This window comes from Pseudomonas hamedanensis (genome assembly GCF_014268595.2).
Classification (GTDB): domain Bacteria; phylum Pseudomonadota; class Gammaproteobacteria; order Pseudomonadales; family Pseudomonadaceae; genus Aquipseudomonas; species Aquipseudomonas hamedanensis.
Map to the genome: position 1 here is coordinate 5,406,169 of NZ_CP077091.1, position 21,844 is coordinate 5,428,012.

15 protein-coding genes are annotated in these 21,844 nt (G+C 60.1%); 5 read left to right on the forward strand and 10 right to left on the reverse strand.

The genetic code is table 11. The features are described 5' to 3' along the window. Positions 1-26 precede the first annotated feature (26 nt). The 3 genes from HU739_RS23590 to treP form a co-directional block, all read right to left on the reverse strand. Positions 27-1,250, reverse strand: coding sequence for a maltoporin (locus HU739_RS23590; RefSeq protein WP_186549142.1), 1,224 nt, complete (start codon positions 1,248-1,250; stop codon positions 27-29). A gap of 104 nt (positions 1,251-1,354) precedes the next feature. Beyond that, positions 1,355-3,001: an alpha,alpha-phosphotrehalase gene (gene treC / locus HU739_RS23595; RefSeq protein ID WP_186549140.1), complete on the reverse strand. Its 1,647-nt coding sequence runs from the start codon at positions 2,999-3,001 to the stop codon at positions 1,355-1,357. A 22-nt stretch (positions 3,002-3,023) separates the two neighbouring features. Beyond that, complete coding sequence (gene treP / locus HU739_RS23600; RefSeq protein WP_186549138.1) at positions 3,024-4,466, reverse strand: PTS system trehalose-specific EIIBC component; 1,443 nt, start codon at positions 4,464-4,466, stop codon at positions 3,024-3,026. A gap of 235 nt (positions 4,467-4,701) precedes the next feature. Here treP and treR point away from each other — a divergent pair, with 235 nt between their 5' ends. Both treR and HU739_RS23610 read left to right on the forward strand, forming a co-directional pair. Continuing rightward, complete coding sequence (gene treR / locus HU739_RS23605) at positions 4,702-5,406, forward strand: trehalose operon repressor (RefSeq protein WP_186549136.1); 705 nt, start codon at positions 4,702-4,704, stop codon at positions 5,404-5,406. A gap of 100 nt (positions 5,407-5,506) precedes the next feature. After that, positions 5,507-8,593, forward strand: a complete 3,087-nt coding sequence (locus HU739_RS23610) for a membrane-targeted effector domain-containing toxin (RefSeq protein WP_186549134.1) — start codon at positions 5,507-5,509, stop codon at positions 8,591-8,593. 88 nt (positions 8,594-8,681) lie between these two features. Here HU739_RS23610 and guaA read toward each other — a convergent pair whose 3' ends face one another. From guaA to HU739_RS23630, 4 genes are all read right to left on the reverse strand, one after another. After that, entirely contained in the window at positions 8,682-10,259 is a 1,578-nt protein-coding gene (guaA, locus tag HU739_RS23615) for a glutamine-hydrolyzing GMP synthase (RefSeq protein ID WP_123530493.1), read from the reverse strand. An 80-nt stretch (positions 10,260-10,339) separates the two neighbouring features. Continuing rightward, the gene (gene guaB / locus HU739_RS23620; protein ID WP_186530299.1) at positions 10,340-11,809 is read right to left on the reverse strand and encodes an IMP dehydrogenase; all 1,470 of its coding nucleotides are present in this window, start codon (positions 11,807-11,809) and stop codon (positions 10,340-10,342) included. A gap of 105 nt (positions 11,810-11,914) precedes the next feature. Beyond that, positions 11,915-12,463, reverse strand: a complete 549-nt coding sequence (locus tag HU739_RS23625; RefSeq protein WP_186549131.1) for a sugar ABC transporter ATPase — start codon at positions 12,461-12,463, stop codon at positions 11,915-11,917. A gap of 136 nt (positions 12,464-12,599) precedes the next feature. Next, on the reverse strand, positions 12,600-13,367 hold the full coding sequence (locus tag HU739_RS23630; protein ID WP_186549129.1) for a sulfite exporter TauE/SafE family protein: 768 nt from the start codon (positions 13,365-13,367) through the stop codon (positions 12,600-12,602). 178 nt (positions 13,368-13,545) lie between these two features. On the opposite strand from HU739_RS23630, the gene xseA reads away from it, so the two are divergent. The 3 genes from xseA (at position 13,546) to leuA (ending at position 17,908) form a co-directional block, all read left to right on the forward strand. Continuing rightward, complete coding sequence (xseA, locus tag HU739_RS23635; RefSeq protein ID WP_186549127.1) at positions 13,546-14,925, forward strand: exodeoxyribonuclease VII large subunit; 1,380 nt, start codon at positions 13,546-13,548, stop codon at positions 14,923-14,925. 3 nt (positions 14,926-14,928) lie between these two features. Further along, positions 14,929-15,750, forward strand: a complete 822-nt coding sequence (locus HU739_RS23640) for a peptidoglycan DD-metalloendopeptidase family protein (protein WP_186549125.1) — start codon at positions 14,929-14,931, stop codon at positions 15,748-15,750. Between the two features lie 478 nt (positions 15,751-16,228). Continuing rightward, on the forward strand, positions 16,229-17,908 hold the full coding sequence (leuA, locus tag HU739_RS23645; RefSeq protein WP_186549123.1) for a 2-isopropylmalate synthase: 1,680 nt from the start codon (positions 16,229-16,231) through the stop codon (positions 17,906-17,908). A gap of 178 nt (positions 17,909-18,086) precedes the next feature. On the opposite strand, the gene HU739_RS23650 is transcribed toward leuA, so the two are convergent. The 3 genes from HU739_RS23650 to der form a co-directional block, all read right to left on the reverse strand. Further along, the gene (locus HU739_RS23650; protein WP_186549121.1) at positions 18,087-18,878 is read right to left on the reverse strand and encodes an amidohydrolase; all 792 of its coding nucleotides are present in this window, start codon (positions 18,876-18,878) and stop codon (positions 18,087-18,089) included. Further along, entirely contained in the window at positions 18,866-20,014 is a 1,149-nt protein-coding gene (locus HU739_RS23655; RefSeq protein WP_186549119.1) for a pyridoxal phosphate-dependent aminotransferase, read from the reverse strand. Before HU739_RS23655 ends, HU739_RS23650 begins: the two co-directional genes overlap by 13 nt. 291 nt (positions 20,015-20,305) lie before the next feature. Then, positions 20,306-21,778, reverse strand: a complete 1,473-nt coding sequence (gene der, locus HU739_RS23660) for a ribosome biogenesis GTPase Der (protein ID WP_186549116.1) — start codon at positions 21,776-21,778, stop codon at positions 20,306-20,308. Positions 21,779-21,844: the final 66 nt, after the last annotated feature.

Consider the following 21,844-nt stretch of genomic DNA (forward strand, 5'->3'; position numbering starts at 1 on the left):
GGTGCGCGAAACACCGTCGGCATCGCTTACTTCCACCAGTATTCGACCTGCAAGCCGATGTTGGAGCCGTGCCGCGCGCGACCGAAGGCACCGGTGTCGGACAACGCCGAACCTTTGGCCAGTTGGTTGGCCGCACGCTTGGCGGCTTCGTTCCAGCTCGCATAGGTGTAATACAGCCGCACCTCGGGGCGGGCCCAGAATTCCGGGCCCTTGGGTGACCAGGTCGGGGCGAACGTGAACTTGCTCAGTTTGCGCGTGCCTCCCGGCGCGTCGACCTGATCATGGCCCAGTTCGCTCACCAGTTTGAATTGCTCGGTCAGCGCATAGGTCGGGCGCACGCCCAGGGAGATCCAGTTCTGGTCGGCACCGTCCGCACGAATGTCTTTCTGATACACCGCCGCGACCTGTCCGCCGAAACGCGGTGTCAGCTGCCAGTCGAAAAACTCGACGATGCGATAACTTTTGTTGCGGTCGTCGAGCATCACGTCGCCGGTGTAGCCCAGCCCAGTGCCGGGGCCTTCACCGTATTGCAAAGCCAGTTTGTTCTTGCCGCCGAGAAAATTCTGCTGCACATGTTGCGTGGTAATGGCCCAGCCGCGGTGCGCATCGCGGCGGTCGGGCTTGTCGATGTAACTCAGGCCGAACTCCAGTTCGCCGCCCGGGTTGCTGTTGAAACCGCCAACGTTGAAGTCATGCCGGTTGATGTAATCCTTCTGATAAAGATTGTCCTTGCGCGAGAAGGCGTAACTGTATTTCAAGCCGTCGATCAACACGTCTTCGATACCGCCGCCGGTAGCGCTCTGGTTCCAGTAGTAGAAATCGGAAATATGGATGTCGTTACGTTTGTAGTAGCGGCGTCCGGCCCACAGCGAGCCGCCGTTGAGCGCGGGCATGGCCGACCATTGCGCGTAAGCCTGCGGTAAGCGAATCGAGCCGTTGTCCTCCTTGAACGTCAGGCTGCGGTCGTAGCGGTTATACAGCGACGCCATGCCGTCGACGCTCAACACCGAGCCATCGTCGAGGGTGTACAGGTCCTGGCGCAGCTCCAGTTCGCCGTACTGCTCGCATTCGTTGCCCAAGCGGTATTTGGTTTGCGCACCGGGTAGCTGGAAACACGATTGGCCGCTGCTGTTGAGCGACGTACCGACCCCGCTGCGCAAGTAGCCGCCGAATTCCAGTGCATGCGAAGAAGTGGGAACTGCCAGACAAAAACCGGCAACGACCAGGCTGTGATTTATTGTTGTTTTCATATGCCACCCGTTGTTTTTATTGTGTGGTTGCAGGAATTCGGCGCGCAAAAGTCCCCCGCGCAGTGTTCTGCGTGTTTCAAAAAGGTTGTTTTTTCAGTTATCGATCACGGATCGGTCAGGTGCACCACGAACGACTCATAAGGTCGCAAGCGCAGATGTCGCGTGCGCAGCGGACAGTCCGGGTAGTTGCTGATCAACAGTCGCTGCGCCTGCGTTTCGTCGATCACCGGCGGTAACTCGACGTCACACGGGCCGCCATAAAAGTTGTTCACCACCAACAGGCGCTCACCCTCCCCCTCGCGCAGGTATGCCCAGATTTGTGGGTGCTCGGGCAGCAACTGGCGATAGACGCCGTCGCAGATCAGCGCTTCGCTGCGGCGCAAGGCGATCAGCCGTCGATAGTGATGCAGTACCGAGTCCGGGTCGTGCAGCTGATGCGCGACGTTGATCTGCGCGGCATTGGCCGGCACGCCGATCCAAGGTTCGCCGCGACTGAAACCGGCATTGTGCCCGGCGTGCCAGTGCATCGGCGTGCGCCCGTTGTCGCGGGACTTCTGCATGATCGCCGCCATATTGTCGACGTCGTTGACCCCCGCTTCACGCTTGAGTCGGAAGATGTTCAGAGTCTCGACATCGCGATACTGCTCGATGCTCTCGAACCCCGGATTGGTCATGCCCAGCTCTTCGCCCTGATACACAAACGGCGTGCCCTGCAAAAAGTGCAACGCGGTGCCAAGCATCTTTGCCGAGAGCTCGCGGTACTCGCCGTCATGGCCAAATCGCGAGACCACCCGCGGCTGATCGTGGTTACACCAGAACAACGCATTCCAGCCGCCCCCCGCCTGCATGCCAGTTTGCCAGTCCGAGAGGATCTGCTTGAGCTGGAGGAAATCGAAGTCGGCGCGCACCCACTTCTGCAGATTCGGATAATCGACCTTCAAGTGATGAAAATTGAAGGTCATCGACAGCTCTTTCGATTGCGGGTTCGAGTAGCGGATACAGTGCTCGAGACGCGTCGAGGACATCTCGCCGACGTTAATCAGGTCGTGACCTTCGAACACTTCACGGTGCATCTGCTGCAAGTATTCATGCACGTTCGGCCCATCGGTGTAGAAACGCCGACCGTCGCTGTCATCTTCTGGAAAATCTGCCGGTTTGGAGATCAGGTTGATCACATCCAGACGAAAGCCACCGACACCCTTGTCGCGCCAGAAGCGCATCATCTTGAACACTTCGTCCCTGACCTTCGGGTTGTCCCAATTGAGGTCAGCCTGGGTGTGGTCGAACAGGTGCAGATAATATTGCCCGGTCTGCGCTTCGTACTCCCAGGCCGAACCGCCGAACTTGGATTCCCAGTTGTTCGGCTGATCGCGCCAGATATAGAAGTCACGGTAAGGATTATCGAGGCTGCTGCGCGCCTGCTGGAACCAGACGTGTTCGATCGAAGTGTGGTTGACCACGATATCGAGCATCAGCTTGATCCCGCGCTTGCCCGCTTCGGCAATCAGCAATTCACAATCGGCCATGCTGCCGTAGCTCGGATCGACGGCGTAGTAGTCGCTGATGTCGTAACCGTTGTCCCGTTGCGGCGAACGCAAAAACGGCGTGATCCACAAATAATCGACTCCCAGCCATTGCAGGTAATCGAGCTTGGCGACGATGCCGAGCAGATCGCCGGTCGCGTTGCCGGCGTGGCTGTGGAAGCTTTTCGGGTAGATCTGGTAGATCACCGAACGTTGCCAGTCTTGCATGACGCAATTCCTTGGTTGGATTTCAGGCGACCCGGTAGCCCGGCCGGACAATCTTCATGCTCAGCACGCAGGTCAGGGCAAACGGAACCAGCATGGCGATCAGCATCCCGATGACAAACATCGGAATGAACTGCGGGATGATCGAGATAAATCCGGGCAGGCCGCCGACGCCGATGGCCGAGGCCTGGATCTTGTTCAGCGACAGGAACATGCAGCCCAGCGCCGAGCCGGCCAGCGCGGCGTAGAACGGAAACTTGTAGCGCAGATTGACGCCGAACATCGCCGGCTCGGTAATGCCGAAATAGGCGGAAATCGCCGAGGTCGACGCCATGCTTTTATCCCGCGCGTTGCGCGTCATCCAGAACACCGCCAGCGCGGCACTGCCCTGCGCGAGGTTGGACATGACGATCATCGGCCAGATGAAGGTTCCACCCTGGGTCGAGATCAGTTGCAGATCGACCGCGAGGAACATGTGGTGCATGCCGGTGATCACCAGTGGCGCATACAGCAGGCCGAAAATCGCCCCGCCTACCAGTGGTGCCAGATCGAACAGCATCACCAGCCCTTCAGTGATGAAGATACCGATATGCCGGGTTACCGGGCCGATGATCGCCAGCGCCAGCACGCCGGTAACAACGATGGTAGTGATCGGCACCACCAGCAATTGCACCGCATTGGGCACTCGCGCCCGCAGCCATTTTTCGATCACGCTCATCACGTAGGCCGCCAGCAGGATCGGCAGAATCTGCCCCTGATAACCGACCTTTTCCACCTGGAACAGGCCGAGGATGTCGAAGTACGGCAGTTGCTGCCCGTCGAGACCGGCGACAGCCTTGCCGTAGTTCCAGGCGTTGAGCAAGTCCGGGTGCACCAGCATCAGGCCGAGGACGATGCCGAGGATTTCGCTGCCGCCGAAACGCTTGGCCGCCGACCAGCCCACCAGCGCCGGCAGAAACACGAACGAGGTGTTGGCCATCAGATTGATCAGGCTCCACAGCCCGTCGAGATTCGGGTAGGCATCGAGCAGGGTTTGCCCCTCGATGAACATGCCCTTGGCGCCGAGCAGGTTGTTGATGCCCATCAACAGGCCGGCGATGATCAGCGCCGGCAGGATCGGCATGAACACGTCGGAGAACACCCGCACCAGACGCTGCATGGCGTTTATCTTCTCGGCGCTTTTCTGTTTAACGTCCGCAATGGTCGAAGCGGCCAGACCGGTCTGGTTACGCAATTCGGCGTAGACCTTTTCGACTTCCCCCGGCCCGATCACCACCTGATACAGCCCGCCGGTGAAGAACGAGCCCTTGACCAGATCAATCACGTTGAGCGCGGCAGCGTCGACCAACGCGGGGTTCTTCAGCGCCAGGCGCAACCGCGTCACGCAATGCGCAGCCTGTTCGAGGTTGTCGCTGCCACCGAGGCTTTTCAGCAGCTCCCGGGCAATGTTGGGGTAATCGTGGCTCATGCTCGTTCTTCCGTCGTGGATTGTTGTTATAGGCAGCACGCAGAAGCGAAAAATACTCGTCTGTACGAGTTTATGCAACAACTCGTCTGTACGAGTTTGTGTTTGCCGATAAACGTCGGATCAGCGACGATTTTTCCTACTTTGACCTAAGATGTTTTCCGTCATTCACATGGACAAACCCCTACCCTGCCCTTAAGGTTCGACGTTTGAGTAGTGCCAGCAAAGAGTCCACCCAATGAGCAAATACAACCAGATCTACAGCGATTTGCTTGCCAGCATCACCACTGAACGTCTGGAGCGCGGCGCACGGCTGCCTTCGGAAACCGAACTGATGGGCACTTATCAGGCCAGCCGTGGCACCGTGCGCAAAGCCATCGAGTTGCTGCAGGAACGCGGTTTCGCCCAGAAAATTCACGGCAAAGGCGCGTTCGTGCTGTCGACCCATCCGATCGAATTCCAGCTCGGCGGCATCGTCAGCTTCCAGGAGACCTACCCGCGCCTGGGCAACGATGTCAGCACCGAAGTGGTCGAGATGTGCCAGGTTCCGCTGGACGGTGCGCTGCTCGAACACATCCATGCCGAACCCGGCAGCCCGATCACCCGAATCAAGCGCGTGCGGCGCATCGATGGCAAACGGGTCATCCTCGACATCAATCACTTCGTCAGCGCCGTGATTCCCGACCTGACTGCAGACATCGCCGCACACTCGATCTACGCGCACATCGAACAAACCCTGCAACTGCAGATCGCCTACGCCCAGCGCACCATCGAAGCGGTGCCGTGCAGCAAGGACGACCAGCAGCATCTGGACCTCGACGGGCAGAGCCATGTCATCGTGGTCAGCAACCAGACCTTCCTGCAGGACGGCCGGCAATTCGAGTACACCGAATCGCGGCATACGCTGGATAAATTTTATTTTTCTGATGTGGCGCGGCGCTGACCCCCGCACATTTCGACCGGCCATCTGCGGTACATAGTTAATGCACCCTCGGTGGGTGAATCGGACATGCTCAGGCTTCATTTCTCAAGGATGGAGAAGCATGAACATCACCACACCGCGCCCCTTGCCCAACGCAACCGACAAAGCCGCCCTCGAGGCAATTGCTGCTTCGCTCGTGCAGGCCTGCCCCGGTCTGCACGATGCAGCGCAGCAAGTCGCCCGCCAGTTACTGCAAGACCAAGGCTTGCCCGAGCACGACCCGGACCGTGTTTACTTCCACCGTTTCAAGACAGCCCAAAGCAGCACCCGGTCGTTTACCGGCTGGGAACACAGCCTTGAAAAGCCCTACGAATCGACGACTCTCACGCAACTGGTGATTCATCGCTTTCGTGCCACCGACCAGGACAACGCCGACCTCCTGGACTTGTATGGCGGCTTCTACAGCGAAGGGCCGGACGCCGAAAACTTCAGTGAGCGCAACGAGGTGCGCCTGCATGGCAGTGAAGTATTAAAGGCGTTCTGGAGCCTCGATTTCAGCGCTCATTACCGCGATGAACTGAGTTCTTTCTGGGACAGCCACGCCGATAACTTCCGCACCTTGGCCAAGTGCAACTTCCTCATCCAGGCAGTACAGGCGCTGGAACGTGAATACATTAGCCACAGCGACTTTCAATGGCTGACCGGTTCTGTGATCGGCGAGCTAAGCTGGCCCGTCACCCTGAACATGTTGCAGACCGCCCACACGACAAAAGGCGACGTCCGTGCCTTCGATGTTGACGGCTCTGTGGCAACTCAATTGCTACGCATCGTCGCCCCCGACGGCCGGCAGATCCTGTATGTGCCAGGCGACACCGAAGCGTTCGTCGTCAAGGCGACGCCTTCAGCGTTGCACTGGTGGGTGCTCGAACAGATGAACGACGCAACCCGCCGAGCGTCCTTCCTGAACCATTTCTCCCTCGCCGATCGTCAACAACTGACCGAGAACCTGACCGATCTGATGAATCGGCTGGTCAGCACCTGGGGGCGTGCCGATCATCATCTGATCAATCGGAAAAACCTTGTGCTTGCCGGCGATGCATTCACCTGGCTGCGCGATAACACCCGCCTCGCGATGTTCGCTGAAGCCGACCTGACCCTGACGTCCAACGCCGATCTGCGCAAGAAACTCTGGATCGGTTACCTGAGCGCAGGCCTCAAGGTTTTTGGCCCGATGGCAGTCGTCGGCTGGCCGGTGGCGCTGCCGGTGATTGGCGCTACGGTTGCCAGCATGGGCCTGAATATCGACCAGGCGGAAAATGGCAAGAGCAAGGCGGAGCGCAAGTCCGGCGTGCTGGGCGCAGTGGTAAGTGGTATCAACCTGTTGTTCAACCTTCCGTTGCTCGCAGGAACCGGCCCGATGCTGGAGGTGGGAGCGCAGGTTGAAGCGGCCGAAGCCGCGGAAATGGCCGAGATGAGCAACGCGCTGAATACGTCCGGCACCACGGTTGAGCAGGCACAAATCCGCGCGCCGGAAGACCTCGAAACACCCCTGCCGATCGTCGAACAAACCTCGCCCGCACCGGCAGCGAGCGGCACACTGGTGCCGGTGCCCGAACGCTATCAATGCAACGAGCTGCTTGATGGCACGGCGCCCGGTGAAGAAGCCGGAAAATTCGCCGGCATCTACCGTCTCGACAGCGATCCGCCCTATGCCATCCTGATGAATGACACACCGTACTACGTGCGCTGGTTCGCCGATTCAAGCGGTGCAGGCGACTGGGCTATTGTCGACCCGGCAAGGCCCAACCAACTCGTTCACGCATTGCCGGTTCGCCTTAATGGCGAAGGTTTGTGGGAGCGCATGCCTGCCCTGGGCCTCAAGGGCGGCGGTCAATGCGTCGGCAAGCAGTGCGCGCCAGACATCGAACTCGACACCCTCGAGCTCGTCCCGCCTGAAGTCGAAGCCCCTGCGGTGGAGTTGCCGCAATCTTCGCAACTACGGCCCCCACGGGTCGTGCGGTCTTCCTACGACATCGACCCGACGGTGCGCCGATCACTCAAAGCCTGGGCGATGAATCTGGAGCAAACCCATGTTGTCATGCAGCCCGACGGCGCTGGCGGTATCGAGATTGAAGATCCGTTCGAGGCGTATGCGGCCGATAAACGCCAGTTACTGCAATCCTCGGCCATAAAATTTTTCCAGAACATGCCCAGAACGATCGAACCGGAGCGCCCGGCGCTACCGGATGTCAGCCGGTTGATGCCAAATGCCGAGCTTATCGATCAGGTCTATGAGGCCGCCTCAGGGCTGGTGATCGGGCAAACCCCCGATCGCATCGCCAGCCTGCGCTGGCTGATGGAAAGCATGCCGTCACTCGCGCGGCACGCAAAAACCCTTTACATGCGCGGCTTGCTCAGCGACTTCGCGCAGGTGGAACTGAATCGCTATTTCACCAGTGGCGAAATGTCCGAAAACCTTGAGGAATACCTGAGCAGCCTGGGCAGCGACCCTGAAGGACGTTTTACGCCATTGGAGCTGGTCAGAACCGCCAAGGCGAACGGGATCAGGGTGCAGGCCATCGATTGCGCAGCCAGTTACAAAATGAAGACACCCCTGCCCCCGACCGATGAGCAAATCATCGGCACCTACCTGGCCAGCGACATCATGACCGGCGACGCCCTGCTCAATGCGCCGCAAAAATGGATCGTATTGACCGATGCACAAAACACCAATGCGTTCCGAGGTATGCCGGGACTCAGCGAAATCAAACGAGGGATCGGCCTGCGAATCGAGGAAGTGGGGCTTGGTGAAGATCTGGGTATCGAGGCCGACCCGGGCACCGAAGTACCTCAAGGCACCTCTACCGGTGGCACAGTCCGCCAGGGCGGTCCGGACCTGCTACGTGCCGATTTGCGTCTGCGGGTACCAGCACAGCCGGTAAACTGGACCGAGCAGTCGCTGGAAAACCTGCTGCACCGACGCGGCATGTACATGTTTAAGAAAACCGGCGACAGCTATACCCTCGTGCACCGCAGCAAGCAGGGCATGATTCAGCGCACGCCGGTGACGCAATTGAGCGGCGGCCGAGTGTCTCTCCACCGACCGTCCTGGCCACGGGTGAACAACATCGTCTTTAGCAGCCTGAAGGATTTGTCTAACCGTTTGTCCGAGACCGGGCTGACGCTGCAGAGCCGCCTTCCTGACTGAGCCAAATCACAATAAAAAAGGCCGCGTGAAACAGAGTTTCACGCGGCCATTGTCTGCCTGCACTCACGCCATCAGGGCATGTGCAGGATCATTCCCACTCAATCGTCGCCGGCGGCTTGCTCGACACGTCGTAGGTAACGCGCGAGATGCCTTCGATTTCGTTGATGATGCGGCCGGACACGGTTTCCAGCAGTTCGTAAGGCAGGTGTGCCCAACGCGCGGTCATGAAGTCGATAGTCTCTACGGCACGCAGGGCCACAACCCAGGCGTAACGACGGCCATCACCGACCACGCCCACCGATTTGACTGGCTGGAACACCACGAACGCCTGGCTGACCTTGTGGTACCAGTCGGCCTTGCGCAGTTCTTCGATGAAGATGTGGTCGGCACGACGCAGCAGGTCGGCGTATTCCTTTTTCACTTCACCGAGGATGCGCACGCCCAGGCCCGGGCCCGGGAACGGGTGACGGTAGACCATGTCGTACGGCAGGCCCAGTTCCAGGCCGAGACGACGGACTTCGTCCTTGAACAGTTCGCGCAGTGGCTCGACCAGTTTCAGGTTCATTTCTTCCGGCAGACCGCCCACGTTGTGGTGCGACTTGATCACGTGGGCCTTGCCGCTTTTCGCGCCAGCCGACTCGATCACGTCCGGGTAGATGGTGCCCTGCGCCAGGTACTTGATGTTTTCCAGTTTGTTGGACTGGGCATCGAATACGTCGATGAAGGTGCGGCCGATGATCTTGCGCTTCTTCTCCGGATCGGCTTCGCCGGCCAGGTTGTTGAGAAACTGCTCTTCAGCGTTGGCGCGGATCACCTTGACGCCCATGTTCTCGGCAAACATCGCCATCACTTGCTCGCCTTCGTGCAGACGCAGCAGGCCGTTGTCGACGAAGACGCAGGTCAGTTGGTCGCCGATGGCTTTGTGCAGCAGGGCCGCCACAACGGAGGAGTCAACGCCGCCGGACAGCCCCAGCAGGACGTTGTCGGTGCCAACCTGGGCACGGATGTTGGCGATGGCGTCTTCAGCGATCTTCGACGGCGTCCACAGGGCTTCACAGCCACAGATGTCGAGAACGAAGCGCGACAGGATGCGACCGCCCTGCTTGGTGTGGGTCACTTCCGGGTGGAACTGCACGCCGTAGTAAGCACGCTCGTCGTTGAACATACCGGCGATCGGGCAGCTCGGGGTGCTGGCGAGGATGTGGAAGTCTTCCGGCATCTTGGTGACTTTGTCACCGTGGCTCATCCATACGTCGAGACCGAACAGGCCGTCGGCGTCGATGTGGTCTTCAATGCCGTCGAGCAAGCGGCTCTTGCCGACCACGTCAACGCGGGCGTAGCCGAACTCACGCAGTTCGGAACCTTCAACCTTGCCGCCCAGTTGCTCGGCCATGGTCTGCATGCCGTAGCAGATACCGAAGACCGGAACGCCCAGGTCGAATACCGCTTGCGGGCAGCGCGGGCTGTTGGCTTCGTGCACGGACTCCGGGCCACCGGCGAGGATGACGCCTTTAGGGGCGAATTCGCGGATCGCATCTTCGTCCATGTCGAACGGGTGCAGTTCGCAGTACACGCCGATCTCGCGCACGCGGCGGGCAATCAGTTGGGTGTATTGCGAGCCGAAGTCGAGGATCAGGATGCGGTGAGCGTGAATGTCGAGGGCCATGACTCATTCTCATGTAGTGAATCAGAAACAACTCGGGGCTGAATGAACAGCCCCGGTGATTAAACGTTTTGCTGGAAGCCTCAACCTACGCGGTAGTTTGGCGCTTCCTTGGTGATCTGCACGTCGTGTACGTGGGATTCGGCCATGCCGGCGCCGGTGATCCGCACGAACTCAGGCTTGGTGCGCATTTCTTCGATGTCGGCGCTGCCGGTGTAACCCATCGAGGAACGCAGACCGCCCATCAACTGGTGAATGATCGCGCTCAGGGTGCCTTTGTATGGCACGCGGCCTTCGATGCCTTCCGGAACCAGTTTCTCGGCACCGGCCGAGGAATCCTGGAAGTAACGGTCGGACGAGCCTTGGGCCTGGGACATGGCGCCCAGCGAACCCATGCCGCGATACGCCTTGTACGAACGGCCCTGGAACAGCTCGATCTCACCCGGCGCTTCTTCGGTACCGGCGAACATCGAGCCCATCATCACGCAGGACGCACCGGCCACGATGGCCTTGGACAGGTCACCGGAGAAACGGATACCGCCGTCGGCGATCAACGGCACGCCGGTGCCTTCAAGGGCGGCGGCGACGTTGGCGATGGCACTGATTTGCGGCACGCCGACACCGGCGACGATACGGGTGGTGCAGATCGAGCCCGGGCCGATACCGACCTTGACTGCGTCGGCGCCCGCTTCGGCCAGAGCCTTGGCGGCAGCGCCGGTGGCGATGTTGCCGCCGATCACCTGCACTTCAGGGAAGTTTTCTTTGACCCAGCGTACGCGGTCGATCACGCCTTTGGAGTGACCGTGCGCGGTGTCGACCACCACCACGTCCACGCCGGCATTGACCAATGCGGTCACGCGGTCGCCGGTATCTTTACCGGTGCCGACCGCAGCGCCGACGCGCAGACGACCTTGATCGTCCTTGCTGGCCAGCGGGTAGGCTTTGGCTTTTTCGATGTCGTTGACGGTCATCATGCCCTTGAGGGCGAACTTGTCGTCGACGATCAGCACGCGCTCGATGCGGTGCTTGTGCAGCAGTTCGCGCACGTCGTTCTTGTCGGCGCCTTCCTTGACCGTGACCAGACGCTCTTTAGGCGTCATCACTTCGCGGACAGTGGCTTCCAGACGGTTTTCGAAACGTACGTCGCGGGAAGTGACGATGCCGACCAGGTCGCCATCGTGCAGAACCGGAACGCCGGAAATGTTGTGCAGACGGGTCAGTTCGAACAGATCACGCACCGTGGCATCGGCCTCGATGGTGATGGGATCCTTGACCACACCGGCTTCGAACTTCTTGACCTTGCGCACTTCGGCAGCTTGCTGCTCGATGGTCATGTTCTTGTGGATAATGCCGATGCCACCTTCCTGAGCCATGGCGATTGCCAGACGGGCTTCAGTCACGGTGTCCATTGCAGCAGAAACCAGAGGAATATTCAGTTCGATGCCACGGGTAAGACGGGTCTTGAGACTGACTTCGTTAGGAAGCACCTCGGAATAACCGGGCACTAGGAGAATGTCGTCGAATGTCAGAGCTTCTTGGCTGATACGCAGCATCGCGGGGGCTCCCGAGCGGGAAAATGGAAGCGCGCCATTATAGTCAGACACCCCCTGCTGTTCAATGTAAAACTCAGCTTAATTGATGTACGGAAAAGCCCGGCCCTACAGCTCCACCTTGACCCACGAGACAGGTTGATCGAGCCAGTCGGCGAACTCGTCGATAAAGCTCTGCTTGAACCCCGCCTCCAGCCAATTGTTGAAGATAAAGCCGAGGTTGGAAAACGCGCATTCCTGCAAGAACAGGAAACCGTTGATGTCGTCTTCATGCCCGCATTCCGGGCAGGTGAAATTGTCGGTGCGACCCGGCATCCACTCTTCGAGACTTTCAAACAAGGCTTCGCCGACTTCACGACGACACTCGGCGCAACCCGCCTCTTCGAGAAAACCCTTCGCCGGGGTATAGATGCAGCGCTTGGTGACAATCTCCAGGCCATTGATCGGCTCGCCGAACGGCAGCGCTTCAGGATGCAGGACCACGGCACGGGCGCCATCGGCGATCGCATGGGCCATGCGGTTGCCGGTGCGACCGCAGGTGGTCAGTTGCTCTTCGATGATGTTCTTGCGCACCAGCCAGCGCACGATCGCCCGCGCCCGGGGTTCGTGGACCGGCAGGGTGGAGATTTTCGGGACGATGATGCTTTGCGAGTTCATGGAAAGTCCTGCGGTATGGCTTCTGACGCCTTCGCGAGCAGGCTCGCTCCCACATTGGAATGCAGTCCCCTGTGGGAGCGAGCCTGCTCGCGAAGCCGCCTCAAAGGCCGGCAGCTTAATCCCTGTCAAAATCCGGTCAAGTGCTGAAGTAGCGCACGATCAACGCAACCCCGCTGGCCAGCACCAGCCACGTCACCAGACGCACAAACGCCTCGCGCGACAATTTCATGGTCAGCCGCCGACCAATCCACAAGCCCAGTGCCATGGCCGGCAACAGACACAGCGCCAACATCAACAAGGGTAGCTCGGCATAGACGCCGGCAATGACGAACAGGCCCAATCGCACCACCGTGCTGCAACTGATCAAGGCACTTTGCGTGGCCCGCGCCGCTTCCTTCGGCAGACGGCTGTTCAGATAGATCGCATAAAGAAAGCCACCACTGCCAAACAACGCGCCGAACAAACCGCCCACGGTGCCCATCGGCACTGCCCAAGCCGCCGACAACTGCGCCGGCCGCACTTTGACCCACAGGCTGTAAACCGCATAGGCGCTGATAAACAGCCCCATCAACAACAGCAGCAGATCGGATTTCAGATTGAGCAGAAAGATCACCCCCAAGGTGCAGCCGACCGCCATGCACGGCAATAGCCTGAGCAATTCGGGCTTGGCGACGTCTCGCCGTGATGGCAACAGATTGCCGAACGCCGCAACGAAATCCAGCAGTACCAGCAGCGGCACGATTTTCGACAACGGCATGAACAGAATCAAAATCGGCCCCGCGACGAGCGCCGTGCCGAAACCGGCGATGCCGAAGACGATGTAGGCCATTGCGATAGCCAATCCGACCACTGCCCAGCCGCCGGCCCCCCACGACCACGCCCCCAACAGCTCCATCACACTCATCGTCCGCATCCTTTATAAGACTGGGCTGACTGTAACATCCCCCTGTAGGAGTGAGCCTGCTCGCGATAGCGGTGGGTCAGACACATCAATGTTTGCTGACCCACCGCTATCGCGAGCAGGCTCACTCCTACGGGGGATCGGTGGTGATCCGACGGCAAATGCCTTTAAACTGCGCCCCATGATTAAAGATCCCTTTGCAAGACTTGGCCTGGACCGTGAAGTCCTGACCGTCAGCCAGCTCAACGGCCGCGCGCGGGTGTTGCTCGAAGACGTGTTCAGCAACATCTGGGTCGAAGGCGAAATCTCCAACCTCGCCCGCCCGGCGTCCGGCCACATTTACTTCACCCTCAAGGACAGCGGCGCGCAGGTGCGTTGCGCGCTGTTCCGGCAGAACGCCGCGCGGGTGCGCCAGGCGTTGAAGGACGGTCTGGCGGTCAAGGTGCGCGGCAAGGTTTCGCTGTTCGAAGGCCGCGGCGACTATCAGCTGATTCTCGACACCGTGGAGCCGGCCGGTGACGGTGCGCTGCGTCTGGCCTTCGATGCGCTGAAGGAAAAGCTCAGTGCCGAGGGCCTGTTCAGTGCCGAACGCAAAGTGCCGCTGCCGGCCCATCCGCAGCGCATCGGCATCATCAGTTCGCCGACCGGCGCTGTGATTCGCGACATCATCAGCGTATTCCGCCGCCGCGCGCCGCAGGTGCAACTGACGTTGATTCCGACCGCCGTGCAGGGCCGCGAGGCCATCGCGCAAATCGTCCGCGCCTTGAAAATGGCTGACGCCCGCGGCTTCGATGCGTTGATCCTCGCCCGTGGCGGCGGCTCACTGGAAGACCTCTGGTGCTTCAACGAAGAAGCCGTGGCGCGCGCGATCGATGCCTGTGTGACGCCGATTGTCAGCGCGGTCGGCCATGAAACCGACGTATCGATCAGCGACTTTGTCGCCGACGTGCGGGCACCGACGCCCTCGGCGGCGGCCGAATTGCTCGCCCCGGACTCCAGCCATTTGATCCGTCAGGTTGAAAGCCTGCATCGCCGCCTGGTCATGCGCATGCGTGATCGCTTGATGCGCGATCGCCTGCGTCTGGAAGGCATGGCGCGGCGCCTGCGGCATCCCGGCGAACGTCTGCGCCAGCAAGCGCAACGTCTGGATGATCTGGACATGCGCATGCGCCGGGCTTTCGAGCGCAGCCTCAACACCCGTCGCGAACGCTTGATCCGTCTGGAAACCCGCCTGGCCGGGCAACACCCGGGGCGGCAACTGGCGATGCTCCGCCAGCGCCTCGAAAGCCTCGCCGACCGCTTGCCCCGAGCCATGCGCGAAGGTCTGAAAAACCGTCGTCAGCAATTGCACAGCCAGATGCAGACGCTGCACGTAGTCAGCCCGCTGGCGACTCTCGGTCGTGGTTACAGCATCTTGCTCGACGAGCGCGGCCACGCGATCCGCAACGCTGCCCAGACCCACACCGGCCAGCGCCTGAAAGCCAAACTGGGCGAAGGCGAACTGCAAGTGCGCGTCGAGGACAATCACCTGACGCCCGTCACCCTCTCTTTACTGGACTGATCCATGCCGCGTTTTCTCGCACCACTGCTGTTGCTCTGTTTGTCTTTCAACGCCCACGCCGACAGTTACATCACCCGGCTGCTGAACAAACCGGTGCCGGGCGGCGTTGCAGTGGTCGATCTGGGCACGGCCGCACAGGCCCCAAAGGCGACTTATCAGGGCAGACCGGTACTGGTGGTGAAAGAGCAGAACAACTGGCTGGCGATCGTCGGCGTGCCATTGACGGTCAAACCGGGCGCCCAGCAAATCAATAGCGCTGGCCGCACGCTGCCGTTCACCGTCGGCAGCAAGGAATACCCGGAACAGCACATCACCCTGAAGAACAAACAACAGGTCAATCCAGACGCCAACAACCTCAAGCGCATCGAGGGCGAACTGGCCGAGCAGATCAAGGCTTACCGCAGTTTCAGCCCGAACACGCCGAGCAACCTGCTGCTGGACAAACCGGTCAACGGCCCGCTGTCGAGCAAGTTCGGTGTGCGCCGTTTCTTCAATGGCGAAGAGCGCAATCCCCATGCCGGGCTTGATTTCGCGGTACCGGCCGGGACACCAATCAAGACGCCAGCGGCCGGCAAGGTGATTCTGATCGGCAACTACTTCTTCAATGGCAACACTGTGTTTGTTGACCATGGCCAAGGCTTTATCAGCATGTTCTGCCATATGTCGAAGATCGACGTGAAGAACGGCCAGCAACTGGCCCGGGGCGCGGTGGTGGGCAAGGTTGGCGCCACAGGGCGGGCGACCGGGCCGCATATGCACTGGAACGTCAGCCTGAATGATGCGCGGGTGGATCCGGCGATATTCATTGGTGCGTTCCAACCGTAATCGTTGTGTCGAGGCTGCTGGCCTCTTCGCGGGCAAGCCCGCTCCCACAGTGTCCGTGTCGTACACAAATTTTATGTACACCCGAATAACCTGTGGGAGCGGGCTTGCCCGCGAAGGCGTCCTGACCAACACCACAAGGCCCCATGACACACCGCCCGCTCGATTGCGCCCCAATCGAACCCCACGCAAAAATAACGACAATCCCAGCCATCAAGCACAATAAAATCGCGCAAAAAACCGCTTTTCGGGTATTCCTCTCAATTTTTTTCGACTGCTTGCCATCCTTCCCCCTCAAGGTTAGGGTTGAGGCCATGAAAACCTCTCACACCCTCATTCAGCTTCGCCAGCACCGCAGCCTGTGCCTCGTCAGTGCACGACTGCCGGGCTGAATCGCTGCGCCTCGTCCCACGCTTTTCCAAGAACATACGTTCAACCGGCAGGCCGCCTCTTTTCGGCCCAGACAACAAGGAATTTCCCGATGAGCATGCTCAAAGACCCGTCTTCGAAATACCGCGCGTTTCCCGTCATCAACCTGCCGGACCGCACCTGGCCGTCGAAAACCATCGACGCCGCGCCGATCTGGTGCAGCTCCGACCTGCGTGACGGCAACCAGTCGCTGATCGAGCCGATGGACGCGGCGAAGAAGCTGCGCTTCTGGAAAACCCTGGTGCAGGTGGGCGTGAAAGAAATCGAGGCGTCGTTCCCGGCCGCTTCGCAAACCGATTTTGACTTCGTGCGTACCCTGATCGAAGAAGGCCACATCCCGGACGACACCACCATTCAGGTGCTGACCCAGGGCCGCGAAGATTTGATCGAGCGCACCTTCGAATCCCTGCGCGGGGCGAAGAAAGCCATCGTGCACCTGTACAACGCCACCTCGCCTTCTTTCCGTCGCATCGTCTTCAACCAGGACAAGGACGGCATCAAGGCCATCGCGGTCAATGCGGCCAAGCTGTTCGTCAAGTACGCAGCCATGCAGCCAGAAACCGAGTGGACCTTCGAATACTCGCCGGAAACCTTCAGCGCCACCGAGCTGGAATTCGCCAAGGAAGTCTGTGACGCCGTGATCGAGGTGTGGAACCCGACACCTGAACACAAGATGATCCTCAACCTGCCGGCCACCGTTGAATGCGCAACACCGAACGTCTACGCCGACCAGATCGAGTGGTTCGGTCGTAACATCAACCGCCGTGACAGCGTGATCATCAGCCTGCACACCCACAACGACCGTGGCACTGGCGTGGCCGCCACCGAGCTGGGCCTGATGGCCGGCGCCGACCGTGTCGAAGGCTGCCTGTTCGGCAACGGCGAGCGTACCGGTAACGTCGACCTCGTCACCGTCGCGCTGAACATGTACACCCAGGGCGTCGACCCTGAGCTGGACTTCTCCGACATCGATGGCGTGCGCAAAGTCGTCGAAGAGTGCAACCAGATTCAGGTGCATCCGCGTCACCCGTACGTTGGCGACCTGGTGCACACCGCGTTCTCCGGCTCGCACCAGGACGCGATCCGCAAAGGCTTCGCCCAGCAGAAACCGGACACCCTGTGGGAAGTGCCGTACCTGCCGATCGACCCAGCCGACATCGGCCGCAGCTACGAGGCAGTGATCCGCGTCAACAGCCAGTCGGGCAAGGGCGGCATCGCTTATTTGCTGGAGCAGGAATACGGCATCAGCTTGCCGCGTCGCATGCAGATCGAATTCAGCCAGGTTGTGCAGCGTGAAACCGATCGCCTGGGCCTGGAGATGACCGCCAAGCAGATTCACTCGCTGTTGATCAGTGAATATCTGCAAGCCAACACCCCGTACGCGCTGGTCAGCCATCGCCTGCAGGAAGAGAACGGCAACAGCGCCGTCGAAGTGGAAGTGGCCAGCCAAGGTCAGGGCGAAACCAACCTGCACTGGCGCGGCAAAGGCAACGGCGCGCTGGAAGCACTGGTCGCCGGCCTGCCGATTCCAGTGGAGATCATGGACTACAACGAACATGCGATCGGCGCAGGCACCAACGCCAAAGCCGCGGCTTACATCGAATTGCGTGTGAATGGTGAACGTGCGGTGCACGGCGTGGGCATTGATGAAAACATCACCACGGCGAGCTTCAAGGCCCTGTTCAGCGCATTGAACCGCTCGCTGAGCCAGCCTGAGGCGAAAGCGGCGTAATCGACCGCAGCAATGCGAAAGGCCCCGGAGTGTGAGCTCCGGGGCCTTTCTTTTTGCCTGACGTTTTTGTGCCGTATTCACCGGCCCCTTCGCGAGCAGGCTCGCTCCCACAATTTGGAATGCGTGCCCCTGTAGGAGTGAGCCTGCTCGCGATAAGGCCAGCTCAGCCAACAAAAAATCAGGTGAATTCGAAGGTATCGGCATCCAGATTCGCCGGAAAGCGCTCACGGTAAGCCGCCAACGGCGCCGCCTCCAGCACCACCTTGAACACGCCATCCGCCTCCCCCGCCGCCAGCAAGGTCTCGCCCTGAAAGTCCAGGACCTGACTGTCACCGGTGTAAGCGAAACCCTTGCCATCGCTGCCGATGCGATTTACCGCCGCCACGTAGCAGAGATTTTCAATCGCTCGTGCCGGCAACAGACGATTCCAGTGCAAGCGCCGTGCGCCCGGCCAGTTGGCGGTGTACAGCAGCAGATCTGTGTCCTGCGCATCGCGGCTCCACACCGGGAAGCGCAGGTCGTAGCAGATCAACGGACGAATCCGCCAGCCCTTGAGTTCGAACTGCACCTGAAGCTCGCCGGGGGTGTAGTGGTTGTGTTCGCCGGCCATGCGGAACAGGTGACGCTTGTCGTAGTGCAGCACTTCACCGTCCGGCCGCGCCCACAGCAAGCGGTTGCGATGGCTACCGTCGGCCGCCTGAATGATCACGCTGCCGGTGATCACTGCGTCGAACTTCGCCGCCTGCGCCCGCAGCCATTTGCTGGTCGGACCGTTTTCGGCTTCGGCGAGGGTTTCCGATTCCATGGAAAACCCGGTGGTGAACATCTCTGGCAGGACAATCAGGTCGGCGCCCCGGGCCTGCTCCAGCAACAGCTCGAAATGCTCAAGGTTGGCCTGGCGGTCATGCCAGGCCAGGCTGGTCTGGATCAGCGCCAGGGTCAGATCGGGCAACGCACTCAGATCACGCATAGTTTCGCCGCCGCTTCACGCAGCGTCTCCTCGCGTTTGGCAAAGCACAGGCGCACAAGGCGCTGGCCTTGCGGTGGATTCTGGTAAAACACCGACACCGGAATGCTCGCTACACCGTGCTCGCGGGTCATCCACATTGCCATGTCGACATCATTCAGATCAGGGCGAATCTGCGAATAATCGACCAACTGGAAATAGGTGCCGGCGACCCGGGTGAAGCTGAAGCGCGAAGGCGCCAGCAGATCGCAGAACAGATCGCGCTTGGCCTGATAGAAACCCGGCAGTTCTTCAACGTGCTCCGGATGCTCGGCCATGTAATCGGCCAGCGCATATTGCAGCGGAGTGACGCCGCAGAAACTGACGTACTGGTGCACTTTGCGTAACTCTGCGGTCAGCGCTGGCGGTGCGACGACGTAGCCGGTTTTCCAGCCGGTGACGTGGTAAGTCTTGCCGAACGAGCTGACCACGAACGCGCGCTGATACAGCTCTTCATGGGCCAGCACGCTGACATGCGCCACACCGTCAAATACCAGATGTTCGTACACTTCGTCGCTGATCACATAGATGTCGCGATCACGGATCAACGCCGCCAGTTGATCCAGCTCGGCACGGCTGATCAGCGCACCGCTTGGGTTGTGCGGGGTGTTGAGGATGATCATCCGCGTGCGCGGGGTGAGCGCAGCGCTGAGTTGATCGAAATCGATAGAGAAATCCTGCAGCCCCAGTTGCACATGCACACAACGGCCACCGGCCAATTCCACCGCGGGTTCGTAGCTGTCATAGGCCGGATCGAAAACGATGACTTCGTCACCGCTGTGGATAACCGCCTGAATCGCACAAAAAATCGCCTGGGTCGCGCCCGGCGTCACCGTCACTTCATGGTCGGCATCGACATTCACGCCATAGCTGCGCGCGATCTTGGCGGCGATCTGCTGACGCAACGCCGGCAAGCCGGTCATCGGCGAATACTGGTTATGGCCACTGGCGATGTGCCGACCCACCGCGTCGCGCAACGATTGCGGGCCATCGAAATCAGGAAAACCCTGGGACAGGTTGATCGCGCCGGTCTGCGCCGCGAGCTGAGACATCTGCGTGAAAATAGTGATGCCGACATTCGGCAGCTTGCTGGTGATCATCGGGGGTTCTCTGCTCAACACCCGGCTCTGACGACGGCGCGGGAGAGCCCGAGGATAGCCCATCCGGCGCCCATAAAAAAAGGGCGCCAGACGGCGCCCTTCTCTCATTGAACAAACCCAATCCTGTGGCGAGGGGATTTATCCCCGTTCCGGCTGCGAAGCAGTCGCAAACCCGTTGAATGCGGTTTGACTGATACACCGCGGACACGGGTTTTGGGGCTGCTGCGCAGCCCATCGGGGATAAATCCCCTCGCCACAAAAAACCCACACAAAATTGTGCAGGGCCTCGGATCACTTCTTGTCGCGGCGTTTCTTGCTGGCTTTCTTGTTGTGCGACATCAAGCGACGCTTCTTGTTGACCTGGCGGTCGGTCAGCGTGTTCTTGTTGCCTTCGTACGGGTTCTCGCCGCCCTTGAACTCGATGCGGATCGGCGTACCAACCAGCTTCAGCACACGACGGTAAGTGTTTTCCAGATAGCGCACATACGACTTCGGCACTTTCTCGATCTGGTTACCGTGGATCACGATGATCGGCGGGTTAGCGCCACCCAAGTGAGCGTAACGCAGCTTGATCCGGCGATTGTTGACCATCGGTGGCGCGTGCTCGCCGACCGCATCTTCCAGAATCTGGGTCAGGCGGTTGGTCGGCCAGCGGGTGACCGCCGACTTGAACGAGTTCTGCACCGAGGCGTAGAGGTTGCCCACGCCAGTACCGTGCAGTGCCGAGATAAAGTGAATGTCAGCGTAGTCAACGAAGAACAGCCGACGTTGCAGCTCGACCTTGACGAAGTCGCGCTCGCTCGGCGTCATGCCGTCCCACTTGTTGATCGCGATAACCAGTGCACGACCGGATTCGATCGCGAAGCCCAGGAGGTTGAGGTCGTGATCGACCACACCTTCGCGGGCGTCCATGACGAAGATCACCACGTTGGCGTCTTTGATCGCCTGCAGGGTTTTGACCACGGAGAACTTTTCGACTTCTTCGTGGATCTTGCCGCGCTTGCGCACACCGGCGGTGTCGATCAGCGTGTACTTCTCTTCGTTGCGTTCGAACGGGATGTAGATACTGTCGCGGGTGGTGCCGGGCTGGTCATAAACAATTACCCGGTCTTCACCGAGCATGCGGTTGACCAGGGTCGACTTGCCGACGTTCGGACGGCCGATGATGGCGATCTTGATCCCGTCTTTTTCGCTCGGGCCAGGAATGCGCTTGGCTTCCTCGCCTTCGGCGACGACCTCTTCCTCTTCACCCTCAGCCAGCTCGTCATCATCGCGCGGGAAATCGCCAAGGGCGACTTCCAGCAATTGCGTGATGCCACGGCCATGGGCACCAGCGATCGGGATCGCGTGGCCCATGCCCAGCGGGGCGAATTCGGCGCGGGCCATTTCCGGGTCGATGTTGTCGACCTTGTTGGCAACCACGTGGGAACGCTTGTTACGTTTGCGCAAATGCTCGGCGATCATCTGGTCGGCAGCGGTAAAACCGGCCTTGGCATCTACCAGAAACAGCACCACATCGGCTTCTTCGATGGCCAGCAGCGACTGCTCGGCCATTTTTTCGTCCATACCATGCTCGTCACCGGAGATACCGCCGGTGTCGATCAGAATGTAGGAACGCCCTTGCCACTTGGCCTCACCGTACTGGCGATCACGGGTCAGACCGGACAAGTCGCCGACGATGGCGTCGCGAGTCCTGGTCAGGCGGTTGAACAAGGTGGACTTGCCGACGTTCGGTCGGCCCACCAGGGCGATTACGGGAACCATGCGGCTCTCCACTGCGTTATTTCAGAAAATACAAAAGCCGCTGCGAGGCAGCGGCTGGTGCTCGGG